The sequence below is a fragment of the Phytobacter massiliensis JC163 genome (assembly GCF_000321045.1).
GTDB classification, from domain to species: domain Bacteria; phylum Pseudomonadota; class Gammaproteobacteria; order Enterobacterales; family Enterobacteriaceae; genus Phytobacter_A; species Phytobacter_A massiliensis.
In genome coordinates, this window is the sequence record NZ_HE578947.1 from 178,439 (window position 1) to 192,662 (window position 14,224).

A 14,224-nucleotide genomic window follows, 5' to 3' on the forward strand; every position below is an offset into this window, starting at 1 on the left:
GAATGCACCATCCTAATCGGACGTTTCATGTTGCGCTGGCAGCCTGAAAGACGAAGATTAAGCGGGAATAGCTCAGTTGGTAGAGCACGACCTTGCCAAGGTCGGGGTCGCGAGTTCGAGTCTCGTTTCCCGCTCCAAAATTTGAAAGTGTTGAAAAACACGGACCATCCAGATCACGGTGTTTAATCTGCGATAGCGCAGTTTGAAGCCGAAGATTATGCGGGAATAGCTCAGTTGGTAGAGCACGACCTTGCCAAGGTCGGGGTCGCGAGTTCGAGTCTCGTTTCCCGCTCCAAATTTCTTTCTCTATAAAATTATCCACAGCGCTAAGCGCACGCTGCGGACGATTTGTCGCTTTCTTTTAAAGTATTGTGAACAGAGTTATCCACAGGCTGTAACAGATCGCAAAAACGATAAAATCGTTCGACCGGTGAATAGTAACTTCATAACGTGTTGAAATTATTGAATAAAATAGGATTTCAAATTGTTAATTTGATCGCTTGAACTATTTCTGCGCGTTGAATCACAATGTGTTTTTATTTTTATACACAAGCTGTGGACGATTCAGGCGTCACGTGCTAGCCCCTTCTCAATGACTCTGACCAGCCGCTGTTTCTTCGGCAGTTGTACTTCCACAACCCCTTCGTTCCGCTTCGCTATCTGCTGCGCAATCGCCCATTCTATGTGCTCATCAAGAAGTGGGTGCTCACCTCGGCGTTGCTCAAGCGCGCGCAGGTTCGCTTCGTTCCAGGGGGCATTGCCCAGCGCAACGGCAATATTTCGCAGCCAGCGTAAATGACCAATACGGCGAATGGCCGACCCTTCGGTGACTTTTAAAAACCACGCTTCGCTCCAGCCGAACAGTTCGATCAGCTCCGGCGCGTGCAACGGTTTACGCGGGCTGAAATCCGCTTCGTCGGTTAACTGCGAGAAACGGTTCCAGGGGCAGATAAGCTGACAGTCATCGCAGCCGTAGATGCGGTTGCCGATAAGCGGCCGGAGCGGCTCCGGAATAGCCCCTTCAAGCTCAATGGTGAGGTACGAGATGCAGCGACGCGCGTCCACCGTATACGGCTCGACAATCGCCCCGGTGGGGCAGATGGTGAGGCAGGCCACGCAGCGGCCGCAGCCTTCTTCAACCGGCGTGTCGGTGGGCAAGGGCAGATCGATTAATAATTCCCCGAGGAAAAAGAACGAGCCCGCCTCGCGGTTGAGGATAAGTGAGTGCTTACCTGTCCAGCCAAGCCCCGCTTTTTCTGCCAGCGGCCGTTCAAGAATGGGCGCGGAATCGACAAAGGGTCTAAAATTCAGCGAAGCACAGTGCTGCTGAATTTTTTCGCCGAGCTGCTTTAACCGGTTGCGCAGCAGCTTATGATAATCACGACCCAGCGCGTAGCGGCTGACATAGCCCAGCGCCGGGTTTTTTAACGTGCTGGCGAAGGCGGCGCGGGCGGGCAGGTAGTTCATGCGCACGCTAATAACCCGTAACGTGCCGGGCAATAGCTCGTGCGGGCGGGCGCGCATCATGCCGTGACGGGCCATCCACGCCATTTCGCCATGGTATTGTTTGTCCAGCCATGCCTGTAACTGAGGCTCGCTGGCGGAAAGGTCGGTGTCCGTAATGCCGACCTGCTGGAAACCCAGCTCCATTCCCCACTGTTTGATATTTTGCGCTAACTGATTGAGATCGAGGGGCTGTGACATGACGGACCATACAATGAAGAAAAACGCAGCAAGTATACCACACTCCATCTGGCCTGCGGATGCGCTAAGAGACGCGGAAAAGGAGGCCGCCGACGCGCTGGGCATTACCCTTTTCGAACTGATGCAGCGCGCGGGAGAGGCGGCCTTTAACGTTGCCCGGCAGCACTACCCTGACAGCCGCCGCTGGCTCATTCTCTGCGGGCATGGCAACAACGGCGGCGACGGCTACATTGTGGCCCGGCTGGCGGCCGCGGCGGGGCTTGAGGTCACGGTGCTTGCCGTGGAAAGCGACAAGCCGCTGCCGGAAGAGGCGCAGGCGGCGCGGGAAGCCTGGCTCAACGCGGGCGGCGAGATCCATGCTGAAACGGCTGCCTGGCCGGAAGGCGCTGACCTGATTATCGATGGCCTGCTGGGCACCGGCCTGAACAGCGCCCCGCGGGAAAATATCGCCGCGCTGATTGACCATGCGAACGCTCATGCCGCGCCGGTGCTGGCGCTTGATATTCCCTCTGGCCTGCTGGCGCAAACCGGCGCGACGCCCGGCGCGGTAATCAATGCCGCGCATACCGTCACGTTTATCGCCCTCAAGCCAGGCCTGCTAACCGGTAAAGCGCGGGATGTGGTTGGGCAACTGCACCATCACGCGCTGGGGCTGGAGAGCTGGCTCGCGGGCCAGCAGACCGCCCTGACCCGCGTGGACGCCGCGCTGCTCCCGCGCTGGTTTACGCCGCGCAGGCCAACATCCAACAAAGGCGACCACGGTAAGCTGGTGATTATCGGCGGCGATCACGGCACGGCCGGGGCGATCCGCATGACCGGCGAAGCGGCGCTGCGCGCAGGAGCGGGGCTGGTACGGATTCTCACCCGCGCTGAGAACATTGCGCCCATCGTCACCGCCCGCCCCGAACTGATGGTCCATGAGCTTACGGCGACGTCGCTGGAAGAGAGCCTGGAATGGGCCGACGTAGCGGTGATCGGCCCCGGACTGGGGCAGGCGGAGTGGGGCAAAAAAGCGCTACAAAAAATTGAGAATTTTCGCAAACCGATGCTCTGGGACGCGGACGCGCTTAACCTTCTGGCAATCAATCCCGATAAACGTCACAATCGCATTCTGACGCCGCATCCCGGCGAAGCCGCGCGGCTGCTGAACTGTTCCGTTGCAGAAATTGAAAGCGATCGCTTACTTTCTGCCCAGCGTCTGCTACAACGTTACGCAGGCGTAGTGGTGTTAAAAGGCGCGGGCACGGTTGTCGCCGGTGATGAAGGCGCAATCAGTATCATTGATGCAGGCAACGCCGGCATGGCCAGCGGCGGCATGGGCGACGTGCTCTCCGGCATTATTGGTTCGCTCTTAGGCCAGCAGCACAGCCTGTATGACGCGGCCTGTGCCGGATGCCTTGCCCACGGCGTCGCTGCCGATCTTCTGGCGGCGCGTCAGGGTACGCGGGGGATGCTGGCAACCGATCTTTTTTCCACGCTGGTGCGTGTCGTTAACCCGGATGTGTTTGATACAGAAGATGATGAACCGAGTAATTCCTTTACCTGACGAGCAGGCGACCCTCGCGCTGGGTCAACATATGGCGCAGGCATGCAGCGGCGCCGCCGTTATCTATCTTTACGGCGATCTTGGCGCGGGTAAAACCACCTTCAGCCGGGGTTTTTTGCAGGCGCTTGGCCATAACGGTAATGTCAAAAGCCCCACCTACACGTTGGTTGAGCCGTATGCTTTGGCGAATCTCAATGTCTATCACTTCGACCTGTACCGCCTTGCGGACCCGGAAGAGCTGGAGTTTATGGGCATTCGTGACTATTTCGTCAGCGACGCGATTTGTCTGGTGGAGTGGCCGCAGCAGGGCGCAGGCGTCCTGCCTGAGCCGGATGTAGAAATTCATATCGATTACCAGGGGCAGGGACGTGAGGCGCGGGTTTGCGCTGTCTCTGCCGCGGGTGATGCGTTACTGGCGCGTTTAGCAGGTTAATTTAAGGGATGGCGGGATGATGTATCGCGTAACAAGTTGGCTGATGGCCGCGCTGATGATGTTCAGCCTGCAGGCTGGCGCGGCGAGTTTATCGGATATCCAGGTTTCCAACGGGGACACACAGGCCCGCATCACCTTTAGTTTTATGGGCGACCCGGAGTATGCCTTTTCGCAAGAGGGCAAACGCAGCGTGGCGCTGGATATCAAGCAGACTGGCGTTATTCAGGGGCTGCCGCTGCAGTTTAGCGGCAACAATCTGGTGAAGAGTATTCGCTCCGGTACGCCGAAGGATAACCAGTCTCTGCGGCTGGTGGTCGACTTAACGCAAAACGGCAAAACCCGCGCGGTAAAACAGCAAAGCGGCGCGGGCTATACGGTGGTCTTCACCATTGACGCCGATGTTCCGCCGCCCCCGCCGCCGCCGAAGGTGGTGGTGCAGCACACACAAACGCCCGCCGTCGCTGTCGCTCCCCGGCCCGCGCAGCCGGCGCGTAATCCGTTTAAAACCGATAACGACCGTATCACCAGCGTCACCAGCAGCAACACGGTGACGCGGCCTGCCTCGCAGTCGCGTCCGGTTTCTGGCGATAAAGTGATCATCGCCATTGACGCCGGTCACGGCGGTCAGGACCCTGGCGCGATAGGCCCCGGCGGCACGCGGGAGAAAAACGTTACCATCGCCATCGCCCGCAAATTGCGTACTTTACTGAATGACGATCCGATGTTTAAAGCCGTGCTGACCCGTGACGGCGACTATTTTATTTCCGTGATGGGGCGCTCGGACGTGGCGCGCAAGCAGAACGCCAATTTCCTGGTCTCTATCCACGCTGACGCCGCGCCCAACCGCGACGCGACGGGCGCATCCGTGTGGGTGCTCTCTAACCGCCGCGCGAACAGCGAAATGGCCGGCTGGCTGGAACAGCATGAGAAGCAGTCCGAACTGCTGGGCGGCGCGGGGGATGTACTGGCGAACAGCCAGGCCGATCCCTACCTGAGCCAGGCGGTGCTTGATTTACAATTCGGCCATTCTCAGCGCGTCGGGTATGATGTCGCGACTAATATGCTCAGCCAGCTTGGCCGGATCGGTTCGCTGCACAAGCGCAGGCCGGAACATGCCAGCCTGGGCGTGCTGCGCTCGCCGGATATTCCGTCGGTGCTGGTGGAGACCGGCTTTATCAGTAACAACGGTGAAGAGCGCCTGCTGGGAAGCGATGCCTATCAGCAGCAGCTTGCCGAAGCCATCTACAGCGGTCTGCGCAACTATTTCCAGGCGCATCCGCTACAGTCGTCGCCGCAGGGCGGCGGGGCGCAGATGGCCAGCGCGGAAACGTCTTCACGCGGGTTGTTTAATTAAGGAGCATTCATGCCGATTCAGGTTCTGCCGCCGCAGCTTGCGAACCAGATCGCCGCTGGCGAGGTGGTGGAACGCCCTGCGTCGGTGGTCAAAGAGCTGGTAGAGAACAGTATTGATGCGGGGGCAACCCGCATCGATATTGATATCGAGCGCGGCGGCGCGAAACTTATTCGTATCCGCGACAACGGCTGCGGTATCAAAAAAGAGGAGCTGGCGTTAGCGCTTGCCCGCCACGCCACCAGTAAAATCGCCTCCCTTGACGATCTTGAAGCCATCATCAGCCTGGGTTTTCGCGGCGAGGCGCTGGCCAGTATCAGCTCCGTCTCACGCCTTACGCTCACCTCCCGCACCGCCGACCAGGCGGAAGCCTGGCAGGCCTATGCGGAAGGGCGTGATATGGATGTTACCGTCAAGCCCGCAGCGCACCCGGTCGGCACCACCCTTGAGGTGCTGGATCTCTTCTATAACACCCCCGCCCGCCGCAAGTTTATGCGCACGGAAAAAACCGAGTTTGGCCATATTGATGAAGTGGTTCGCCGCATTGCGCTGGCGCGTTTTGACGTCACCATCAATCTTACCCATAACGGGAAGCTGATGCGGCAATACCGCGCCGTAGCGCAGGGCGGGCAGAAAGAGCGTCGGCTGGGAGCCATTTGCGGTACGCCATTTCTGGAACAGGCGCTGGCGATAGAGTGGCAGCACGGCGATCTGGCGCTGCGCGGCTGGGTCGCTGAACCTGGCGCCACCACCTCTGCTTTTGCCGAGATTCAATATTGCTACGTGAACGGCCGGATGATGCGCGACCGCCTGATCAACCACGCTATTCGCCAGGCCTGCGAAGATAAGCTCGGGGCCGACCAGCAACCCGCCTTTGTGCTCTATCTGGATATCGATCCTCATCAGGTGGATGTCAACGTCCACCCGGCGAAGCACGAAGTGCGTTTTCATCAGTCGCGGCTGGTCCACGACTTTATCTATCAGGGCGTGCTGAGCGTCTTCCAGCAGCGCGCTGCGCCCACGCTGCCGCTGGAGCCAGAAGCCCCCGCGCCGCGTTCGCTGCCGGAAAACCGCGTGGCGGCAGGGCGCAACCAGTTTGCTGAGCCGTCCGTAATGCGTGAGCCTGCGCCGTCGCGCCCGTCAGCCCCCTCCGGGGCAAGCCGTGGCAACGCTTCCGGCGCGCCCGGCTGGCCGCATGCCCAGCCGGGATATCAGAAGCAGCAAGGGGCGCTCTACCGTCAGCTACTGGAAACCCCGGAAGCAAAAGGGAGAGCCGAACCGGCCACCGTGGCCGCTCCCGCCCCGGACGCCCACAGCCAGAGCTTTGGCCGCGTATTAACGGTGCTGACCCCGGACTATGCGCTGCTTGAGCGCGACGGCAGGCTGGCGTTACTGTCGCTGACGGTGGCGGAGCGCTGGCTCCGGCAGGCGCAGCTGCTGCCTTCCGACGGTACGGCATGCGGCCAGCCGCTGCTTATTCCGGTGCGGATCAAAGCATCGGCCCCTGAGCTTGCGGCGCTGCGTGGCGCGCAGCCTGTCCTTGCCCAAATGGGCGTGGAATTTTTACCGGATGGGCAGTACGTCACGATTCGCGCCGTGCCTTTACCCTTACGCCAACAAAATTTACAAAACTTGATTCCTGAACTGATAGGCTACCTGGCGCAGCAGACAGAGATTGATGTGGTGAATATATCCCACTGGCTCGCGCGTCACCTTGCCAGCGAACACGCCCAGTGGAATATGGCGCAGGCCATCAGCCTGTTAGCCGATGTTGAGCGTCTCTGTCCGCATCTGGTGAAGACCCCGCCGGATGGTTTACTACAACCTGTTGATTTATCTTTGGCGATGAACGCCCTGAAACATGAGTGATGTAAGTAAGGCTGGCCTGCCTAAGGCGATTTTTTTGATGGGGCCGACGGCCTCCGGTAAAACGGCGTTAGCCATTGAGTTACGTAAAGTTTTGCCAGTTGAGTTGATAAGCGTGGATTCAGCCCTTATTTATCAGGGAATGGATATCGGCACGGCGAAGCCCAGTGCCGAAGAATTACGCGCCGCGCCGCACCGGCTGTTGGATATTCTCGACCCGGCGCAGGCTTATTCCGCCGCCGATTTTCGCCGCGATGCGCTGGCGGCGATGGCGGAGATTACCGCCGCCGGGCGAATCCCGCTGCTGGTGGGCGGCACGATGCTCTACTTTAAGGCGCTGCTGGAGGGGCTTTCACCGCTGCCCTCCGCCGACCCGAAGGTCAGAGCAGAGATTGAAAAACAGGCGGCAGAGCGGGGTTGGAACGCGTTACATCAGCAGTTACAGGAGATTGACCCTGTCGCCGCTGCGCGAATCCACCCAAACGATCCGCAAAGGCTTTCCCGGGCACTGGAAGTTTTTTTCATTTCGGGTAAAACTTTAACAGATCTGACGCAAACGTCAGGAGACGCTCTGCCTTACCAGGTGCATCAGTTCGCCATCGCCCCGGCGAGCCGTGAACTGCTCCATCAAAGAATCGAGCAGCGTTTTCATCAGATGTTGGCTTCAGGTTTTGAAGCAGAAGTGCGGGCGCTTTTTGCTCGCGGAGATTTGCATAAGGACATGCCTTCCATTCGGTGTGTGGGGTATCGCCAGATGTGGTCATATCTTGAAGGCGAAATTTCATACGACGAAATGGTTTACCGAGGTGTTTGCGCCACGAGACAGCTGGCAAAGCGGCAAATAACCTGGTTGCGAGGCTGGGATGGCGTTCACTGGCTCGACAGTGAAAAGCCGCAGCAGTCTTACAACGAAGTGTTATAGGTTATTGGTGCTATCGCGAGTTGAATGTGTACAATTAAGTTGAATCGTGCGCAAAATTTTACGCAGTTTTCAGAACTCCCGGGTTCTAAGTACAAAACAAGCATATAAGGAAAAGATAGAATGGCTAAGGGGCAATCTTTACAAGATCCGTTCCTGAACGCACTGCGTCGGGAACGTGTTCCAGTTTCAATTTATTTGGTGAATGGTATTAAGCTGCAAGGGCAAATCGAGTCTTTTGACCAGTTCGTGATCCTGTTGAAAAACACGGTCAGCCAGATGGTCTATAAGCACGCTATTTCTACGGTTGTTCCGTCTCGCCCGGTTTCTCATCACAGTAACAATGCGGGTGGCGGTACAAGCAGCAACTATCATCATGGTAGCAATGCCCAGCCTTCTTCGCAGCAGGACAGCGAAGAGACCGAATAAGGTTGCTGGCTGTTTATTTACATCGGGGAGCCAGAATATCTGCGTTCCCCGCTGATCTTTTTTGAGGGTTTACGCTTGTTTGACCGTTATGACGCCGGTGAGCAGGCGGTACTGGTACACATCTATTTTTCGCAAGACAAAGATATGGAAGACCTCCAGGAGTTTGAATCTCTGGTCTCTTCCGCCGGTGTCGAAGCAATGCAGGTGATTACCGGTAGCCGTAAAGCACCGCACCCAAAGTATTTTGTAGGTGAAGGTAAAGCCGTTGAGATTGCGGACGCCGTAAAAGCAACGGGTGCCTCCGTCGTGCTTTTTGATCATGCGCTGACCCCAGCCCAGGAACGTAACCTGGAACAACTGTGCGAATGCCGCGTTATCGATCGCACAGGCCTTATTTTAGATATTTTCGCCCAGCGTGCGCGTACCCATGAGGGTAAGCTGCAGGTTGAGCTGGCGCAGCTGCGCCATCTGGCGACGCGCCTTGTGCGCGGCTGGACCCACCTTGAACGGCAGAAAGGCGGGATTGGTTTACGCGGGCCGGGGGAAACTCAGCTCGAAACCGACCGTCGGCTGTTAAGAAACCGTATTACCCAGATTCTCTCGCGTCTCGAAAAAGTGGAGAAGCAGCGTGAGCAGGGCCGCCGTTCCCGCACCAAAGCGGACATCCCAACGGTGTCGCTGGTGGGGTATACCAACGCCGGAAAATCCACCCTGTTTAACCAAATCACCGAGGCGCAGGTCTATGCCGCAGACCAGCTGTTTGCGACCCTGGACCCCACGCTGCGCCGTATTGACGTGACGGACGTGGGTGAGACGGTGCTGGCGGATACCGTAGGGTTTATTCGCCACCTGCCGCATGACCTGGTGGCCGCATTTAAAGCTACCCTGCAGGAGACCCGGCAGGCGACGCTGCTGCTGCACGTGATCGACGCCGCCGACGTGCGCGTACAGGACAATATCGAAGCGGTGAATATTGTGCTGGAAGAGATCGACGCGCATGAAATTCCGACCCTGCTGGTGATGAACAAAATCGATATGCTGGACGACTTCGAGCCGCGTATCGACAGGGACGATGAAAATAAACCAATTCGGGTCTGGCTTTCTGCCCAGACCGGGGTTGGCGTACCACTGTTATTCCAGGCTTTAACAGAGCGACTGTCCGGTGAGATTGCGCAGCACACATTACTGCTGCCTGCGGCCGAGGGGCGTTTGAGAAGCCGTTTTTATCAGCTTCAGGCCATTGAAAAAGAGTGGATGGAGGAGGACGGCAGTCTTGGCATACAGGTGCGTATGCCGATTGTGGACTGGCGGCGTCTCTGTAAACAAGAACCGGCACTGGAAGACTATGTCGTCTGACCGGTTGGCCTGATGAATTTTCCCCTTTGGGGTACCCGATGCAGTAAGGGTAAAACCGTATAACGAATATGGAGCACATACATGGCGTGGAACCAGCCCGGTAATAACGGACAAGACCGCGACCCGTGGGGGAGCAGCAAACCTGGCGGCAACCCTGAGGGAAATGGAAATAAAGGCGGTCGCGATCAGGGGCCGCCCGATCTGGATGATATTTTCCGTAAGTTGAGCAAAAAACTCGGCGGTCTGGGCGGAGGTAAAGGCGGCGGTGGCACAAGCCAGCAGCCTTCAGGCCCGCGCGGGCATATCGGCGGGCGCGTGGTTACTATCGTTGCCGCCGCCGCGGTAATCATCTGGGCCGCCAGCGGGTTCTATACCATTAAAGAAGCGGAGCGCGGCGTCGTGACCCGTTTCGGTAAGTTCGACCATCTGGTCGAGCCGGGTCTGAACTGGAAACCGACCTTTATTGACAGCGTGACGGCGGTTAACGTCGAGTCCGTACGCGAACTCGCTGCCTCCGGCGTGATGCTGACCTCTGACGAAAACGTCGTGCGCGTTGAGATGAACGTCCAGTACCGGGTGACCGATCCGGAGCGCTATCTGTTTAGCGTTACCAGCGCGGACGATAGCCTGCGTCAGGCCACCGACAGCGCCCTGCGCGGCGTCATCGGTAAATACACCATGGACCGCATCCTCACCGAAGGGCGTACCGTGATTCGTAGCGATACCCAGCGTGAGCTGGAAGAGACCATTCGTCCGTATAACATGGGTATCACCCTGCTGGACGTCAACTTCCAGGCTGCCCGTCCGCCGGAAGAGGTCAAAGCCGCGTTTGACGATGCGATTGCCGCCCGTGAAAACGAACAGCAGTACATCCGTGAAGCCGAAGCCTACACCAACGAAGTCCAGCCGCGTGCTAACGGTCAGGCGCAGCGTATCCTCGAAGAGGCGCGCGCGTACAAAACGCAGACCGTTCTGGAAGCGCAGGGTGAAGTGGCCCGTTTCGCTAAGATCCTGCCGGAATACAAAGCCGCGCCGGAAATTACCCGCGAGCGTCTCTATATCGAGACCATGGAAAAAGTACTGAGCCATACGCGTAAAGTGCTGGTCAACGATAAAGGCGGCAACCTGATGGTGTTACCGCTCGATCAAATGCTGAAAGGGGGTAACGCTCCTGCGGCAAAGAGTGACAACAGCGGCGCAAACAACCTGCTGCGCCTGCCGCCTGCGTCTTCATCCGGCAATAGCGGAGCAAGCAACAACGCCCCGGCCAGCCAGGGCGACATTATGGACCAACGCCGCGCCAACGCGCAGCGTAACGACTACCAGCGTCAGGGGGAATAACGATGCGTAAGTCAGTTATTGCGATTATCATCATCGTGCTGGTAGTGCTCTACACCTCTATCTTCGTCGTGAAAGAGGGTGAGCGTGGGATCAAGTTCCAGTTCAGCAGCGTCGTGCGTGACGGCGATAAAAAGCCGGTGATCTACGAGCCGGGTCTGCATTTTAAAGTGCCGTTCATTCAGTCGGTGAAAATGATGGACGCCCGTATCCAGACCATGGATAACCAGGCCGACCGCTTTGTCACCAAAGAGAAGAAAGACCTGATCGTCGACTCGTACATCAAGTGGCGCATTAGCGATTTCAGCCGTTACTTCCTGGCAACGGGCGGCGGCGATGTCTCTCAGGCGGAAGTGCTGTTGAAACGTAAGTTCTCGGACCGTCTGCGTTCTGAAATTGGTCGTCTTGATGTGAAAGACATCGTGACCGACTCCCGTGGCCGCCTGACGCTGGAGGTGCGTGACGCGCTGAACTCCGGCTCTGCGGGTACGGAAGACGAAGTGACCACCACGGCGGCGGATAACGAGATTGCCAAAGCGGCAGAGCGCGTGACGGCGGAAACCAACGGTAAAGTGCCGGTGGTGAACCCGAACAGCATGGCGGCGCTCGGTATCGAAGTGGTTGACGTGCGCATCAAACAGATCAACCTGCCGACCGAAGTCTCGGAAGCGATCTTCAACCGTATGCGTGCCGAGCGTGAAGCGGTTGCGCGTCGTCACCGTTCTCAGGGCCAGGAAGAGGCTGAGAAACTGCGTGCGGCGGCGGATTACGAAGTGACCAAAACGCTGGCGGAAGCCGAGCGTCAGGGCCGTATCCTGCGTGGTGAAGGCGATGCCGAAGCCGCCAAACTGTTCGCCGACGCGTTCAGCCAGGACCCGGACTTCTACGCTTTCATCCGTAGCCTGCGCGCCTACGAGAGCAGCTTCCAGGGCAACCAGGATGTCATGGTGCTCAGCCCGGACAGCGATTTCTTCCGCTACATGAAGACACCCGCTACCGCGACACGCTAAACTGCCGTAAGCGGTTTACGATACAAACCACCGTTCATACCCGAGCGGTGGTTTTCTTTTTACAGGGATAAAAAATGAACGCGACGGTGTTGCTGGCGCTGGCGCTGGTACTGGTTCTTGAAGGGCTTGGCCCGCTGCTCTATCCGCGCGCATGGCGGCGGATGATCGCCACCATGAGCACCTTACCGGATAATTTGCTGCGTCGTTTTGGCGGCGGACTTGTGGTTGCAGGCGTGGTTATCTACTACATGTTGAGGAAAACGATTGGCTGATCAAAAATCAGCCGATTTTGCCATTTTTTGGGTACAAAAAGGGCTGTATATCTGAAAAAGCGATGGTAGAATCCATTTTTAAGCAAACGGTGATTTTGAAAAAATGGGTAACAACGTCGTCGTACTGGGCACCCAATGGGGTGACGAAGGTAAAGGAAAGATCGTCGATCTTCTGACTGAACGGGCCAAATATGTAGTTCGCTACCAGGGCGGACATAACGCAGGCCATACTCTCGTAATCAACGGTGAAAAAACCGTCCTTCATCTTATTCCATCAGGCATTCTTCGTGACAATGTGACCAGCATCATCGGCAACGGTGTGGTGCTTTCTCCTGCCGCGCTGATGAAAGAGATGAAAGAACTGGAAGACCGTGGTATCCCGGTTCGTGAACGTCTGCTGCTTTCCGAAGCCTGCCCGCTGATCCTTGATTATCACGTCGCGCTGGACGTGGCGCGTGAAAAAGCGCGCGGCGCGAAAGCCATCGGCACGACCGGTCGCGGAATCGGCCCGGCTTACGAAGATAAAGTTGCCCGTCGCGGCCTGCGCGTTGGTGACCTGTTCGACAAAGCCACCTTTGCTGACAAGCTGAAAGAGGTGATGGAATATCACAACTTCCAGTTGGTGAACTTCTACAAAGCCGACGCCGTTGACTACCAGAAAGTGCTGGATGATGTCATGGCGATTGCCGACATCCTGACCGCGATGGTCGTTGACGTCTCCGACCTGCTGGATCAGGCGCGTCAGCGCGGCGATTTCGTGATGTTCGAAGGCGCGCAGGGCACGCTGCTGGATATCGACCACGGCACCTACCCGTATGTGACCTCTTCCAACACCACAGCGGGCGGCGTGGCGACCGGCTCCGGCCTGGGTCCGCGCTATGTGGACTACGTGCTGGGCATCATCAAGGCTTACTCCACTCGCGTGGGCGCGGGTCCGTTCCCGACCGAACTGTTTGACGACACCGGCGAGTTCCTGTGCAAACAGGGCAACGAGTACGGCGCTACCACTGGCCGTCGCCGTCGTACCGGCTGGCTGGATGCGGTTGCCGTACGTCGCGCCGTGCAGATTAACTCCCTGTCCGGCTTCTGCCTGACCAAGCTGGACGTGCTGGACGGCCTGAAAGAGGTGAAAATCTGCGTTGCTTACCGTATGCCGGATGGCCGCGAAGTGACGACCACGCCGCTGGCTGCCGATAATTGGGAAGGTATTGAGCCGGTTTATGAAACCATGCCTGGCTGGTCTGAATCCACCTTTGGCGTGAAAGAGCGCAGCGGCCTGCCGCAGGCGGCGCTGAACTACATCAAACGTATTGAAGAACTGACCGGCGTGCCGATTGATATTATCTCTACCGGCCCGGACCGCACTGAAACAATGATCCTGCGCGACCCGTTCGACGCATAATGATTGCAGGGGCTTGTTCGGCAAGCCCCTTTCTTCCTGCTTTTTTCCCTTCGGATCAAATAAATTAGCGGCATTCCTGTTGGCTGGTTTATCATCAATAGAGTCAATACCTGCGGGTATCTCACCTTTCTTACTGCTACTGAGGTAGATGTGCAGTTAACAAGTTTTACGGATTACGGATTACGTGCGCTGATTTATATGGCCTCTTTGCCAGAAGGAAAGATGACCAGCATCACCGAAGTCACGGATATCTATGGCGTTTCCCGTAATCATATGGTCAAAATCATTAACCAGTTGAGTCGGGAAGGCTACGTTGCCGCCGTCAGGGGCAAAAACGGCGGTATTCGCCTTGGGCGAGCCGCGTCAGACATTGTTATTGGCGATGTCGTACGCTCCCTTGAGCCGCTGGCCCTGGTTAACTGTAATAGTGAGTTTTGCCATATTACTTCCGCCTGCCGCCTCAAGCGGGCGCTTGCAAAGGCCGTGCAGAGTTTCCTTAAGGAGCTGGATAACTACACGCTGGCCGATTTGGTTGAAGAGAATCAACCGCTTTATAAATTATTACTGGTGGAATGACGCTGTTCGCCACCGGAGATGA

14 protein-coding genes and 2 tRNA genes are annotated in these 14,224 nt (G+C 57.4%); 15 read left to right on the forward strand and 1 reads right to left on the reverse strand.

Annotation, left to right across the window (positions count from 1 at the left end; translation table 11 throughout):
• Positions 1-61: 61 nt before the first annotated feature.
• The 3 genes from ENTHG_RS14955 to ENTHG_RS25855 all read left to right on the forward strand — a co-directional run bounded on the left by ENTHG_RS14955 (position 62) and on the right by ENTHG_RS25855 (position 582).
• Positions 62-137: transfer RNA gene (locus ENTHG_RS14955), tRNA-Gly, on the forward strand.
• Between the two features lie 82 nt (positions 138-219).
• Positions 220-295, forward strand: a tRNA-Gly gene (locus tag ENTHG_RS14960).
• A 233-nt stretch (positions 296-528) separates the two neighbouring features.
• The gene (locus tag ENTHG_RS25855) at positions 529-582 is read left to right on the forward strand and encodes a hypothetical protein (RefSeq protein ID WP_202595307.1); all 54 of its coding nucleotides are present in this window, start codon (positions 529-531) and stop codon (positions 580-582) included.
• Here ENTHG_RS25855 and queG read toward each other — a convergent pair.
• Entirely contained in the window at positions 565-1,704 is a 1,140-nt protein-coding gene (gene queG, locus ENTHG_RS14965) for a tRNA epoxyqueuosine(34) reductase QueG (protein ID WP_044181248.1), read from the reverse strand. The genes ENTHG_RS25855 and queG overlap by 18 nt on opposite strands.
• Between queG and nnr the strand changes: the two genes are divergently transcribed.
• From nnr to nsrR, 12 genes are all read left to right on the forward strand, one after another.
• Positions 1,703-3,250, forward strand: coding sequence for a bifunctional ADP-dependent NAD(P)H-hydrate dehydratase/NAD(P)H-hydrate epimerase (gene nnr / locus ENTHG_RS14970; protein ID WP_044181250.1), 1,548 nt, complete (start codon positions 1,703-1,705; stop codon positions 3,248-3,250). The genes queG and nnr overlap by 2 nt on opposite strands.
• A complete protein-coding gene (tsaE, locus tag ENTHG_RS14975) occupies positions 3,222-3,683 on the forward strand; it encodes a tRNA (adenosine(37)-N6)-threonylcarbamoyltransferase complex ATPase subunit type 1 TsaE (protein ID WP_044181252.1) in 462 nt (153 codons plus the stop codon). Before nnr ends, tsaE begins: the two co-directional genes overlap by 29 nt.
• A gap of 16 nt (positions 3,684-3,699) precedes the next feature.
• A complete protein-coding gene (gene amiB, locus ENTHG_RS14980) occupies positions 3,700-5,037 on the forward strand; it encodes an N-acetylmuramoyl-L-alanine amidase AmiB (RefSeq protein ID WP_044181254.1) in 1,338 nt (445 codons plus the stop codon).
• 9 nt (positions 5,038-5,046) lie between these two features.
• Positions 5,047-6,903, forward strand: coding sequence for a DNA mismatch repair endonuclease MutL (mutL, locus tag ENTHG_RS14985; protein WP_044181255.1), 1,857 nt, complete (start codon positions 5,047-5,049; stop codon positions 6,901-6,903).
• Complete coding sequence (gene miaA / locus ENTHG_RS14990) at positions 6,896-7,822, forward strand: tRNA (adenosine(37)-N6)-dimethylallyltransferase MiaA (RefSeq protein WP_044181257.1); 927 nt, start codon at positions 6,896-6,898, stop codon at positions 7,820-7,822. Before mutL ends, miaA begins: the two co-directional genes overlap by 8 nt.
• A gap of 120 nt (positions 7,823-7,942) precedes the next feature.
• On the forward strand, positions 7,943-8,248 hold the full coding sequence (gene hfq / locus ENTHG_RS14995; RefSeq protein WP_044181258.1) for an RNA chaperone Hfq: 306 nt from the start codon (positions 7,943-7,945) through the stop codon (positions 8,246-8,248).
• 75 nt (positions 8,249-8,323) lie between these two features.
• Positions 8,324-9,604, forward strand: coding sequence for a ribosome rescue GTPase HflX (hflX, locus tag ENTHG_RS15000; protein ID WP_044181260.1), 1,281 nt, complete (start codon positions 8,324-8,326; stop codon positions 9,602-9,604).
• 81 nt (positions 9,605-9,685) lie between these two features.
• Positions 9,686-10,945, forward strand: a complete 1,260-nt coding sequence (gene hflK, locus ENTHG_RS15005) for an FtsH protease activity modulator HflK (RefSeq protein WP_044181262.1) — start codon at positions 9,686-9,688, stop codon at positions 10,943-10,945.
• 2 nt (positions 10,946-10,947) lie between these two features.
• Positions 10,948-11,952, forward strand: a complete 1,005-nt coding sequence (gene hflC, locus ENTHG_RS15010) for a protease modulator HflC (RefSeq protein WP_044181267.1) — start codon at positions 10,948-10,950, stop codon at positions 11,950-11,952.
• 74 nt (positions 11,953-12,026) lie between these two features.
• Positions 12,027-12,224, forward strand: coding sequence for a DUF2065 domain-containing protein (locus ENTHG_RS15015; protein WP_044181270.1), 198 nt, complete (start codon positions 12,027-12,029; stop codon positions 12,222-12,224).
• A gap of 103 nt (positions 12,225-12,327) precedes the next feature.
• A complete protein-coding gene (gene purA / locus ENTHG_RS15020; protein WP_044181273.1) occupies positions 12,328-13,626 on the forward strand; it encodes an adenylosuccinate synthase in 1,299 nt (432 codons plus the stop codon).
• A gap of 150 nt (positions 13,627-13,776) precedes the next feature.
• A complete protein-coding gene (gene nsrR / locus ENTHG_RS15025; protein ID WP_044181276.1) occupies positions 13,777-14,202 on the forward strand; it encodes a nitric oxide-sensing transcriptional repressor NsrR in 426 nt (141 codons plus the stop codon).
• Positions 14,203-14,224: the final 22 nt, after the last annotated feature.

Bases quoted from the DNA above. Each gene is read 5' to 3' on its own strand.
- nnr (WP_044181250.1), top strand. From the start codon at position 1,703: ATGACGGACCATACAATGAAGAAAAACGCAGCAAGTATACCACACTCC.
- queG (WP_044181248.1), bottom strand. From the start codon at position 1,704: ATGTCACAGCCCCTCGATCTCAATCAGTTAGCGCAAAATATCAAACAG.
- tsaE (WP_044181252.1), top strand. From the start codon at position 3,222: ATGATGAACCGAGTAATTCCTTTACCTGACGAGCAGGCGACCCTCGCG.
- amiB (WP_044181254.1), top strand. From the start codon at position 3,700: ATGATGTATCGCGTAACAAGTTGGCTGATGGCCGCGCTGATGATGTTC.
- mutL (WP_044181255.1), top strand. From the start codon at position 5,047: ATGCCGATTCAGGTTCTGCCGCCGCAGCTTGCGAACCAGATCGCCGCT.
- miaA (WP_044181257.1), top strand. From the start codon at position 6,896: ATGAGTGATGTAAGTAAGGCTGGCCTGCCTAAGGCGATTTTTTTGATG.
- hfq (WP_044181258.1), top strand. From the start codon at position 7,943: ATGGCTAAGGGGCAATCTTTACAAGATCCGTTCCTGAACGCACTGCGT.
- hflK (WP_044181262.1), top strand. From the start codon at position 9,686: ATGGCGTGGAACCAGCCCGGTAATAACGGACAAGACCGCGACCCGTGG.
- hflC (WP_044181267.1), top strand. From the start codon at position 10,948: ATGCGTAAGTCAGTTATTGCGATTATCATCATCGTGCTGGTAGTGCTC.
- ENTHG_RS15015 (WP_044181270.1), top strand. From the start codon at position 12,027: ATGAACGCGACGGTGTTGCTGGCGCTGGCGCTGGTACTGGTTCTTGAA.
- purA (WP_044181273.1), top strand. From the start codon at position 12,328: ATGGGTAACAACGTCGTCGTACTGGGCACCCAATGGGGTGACGAAGGT.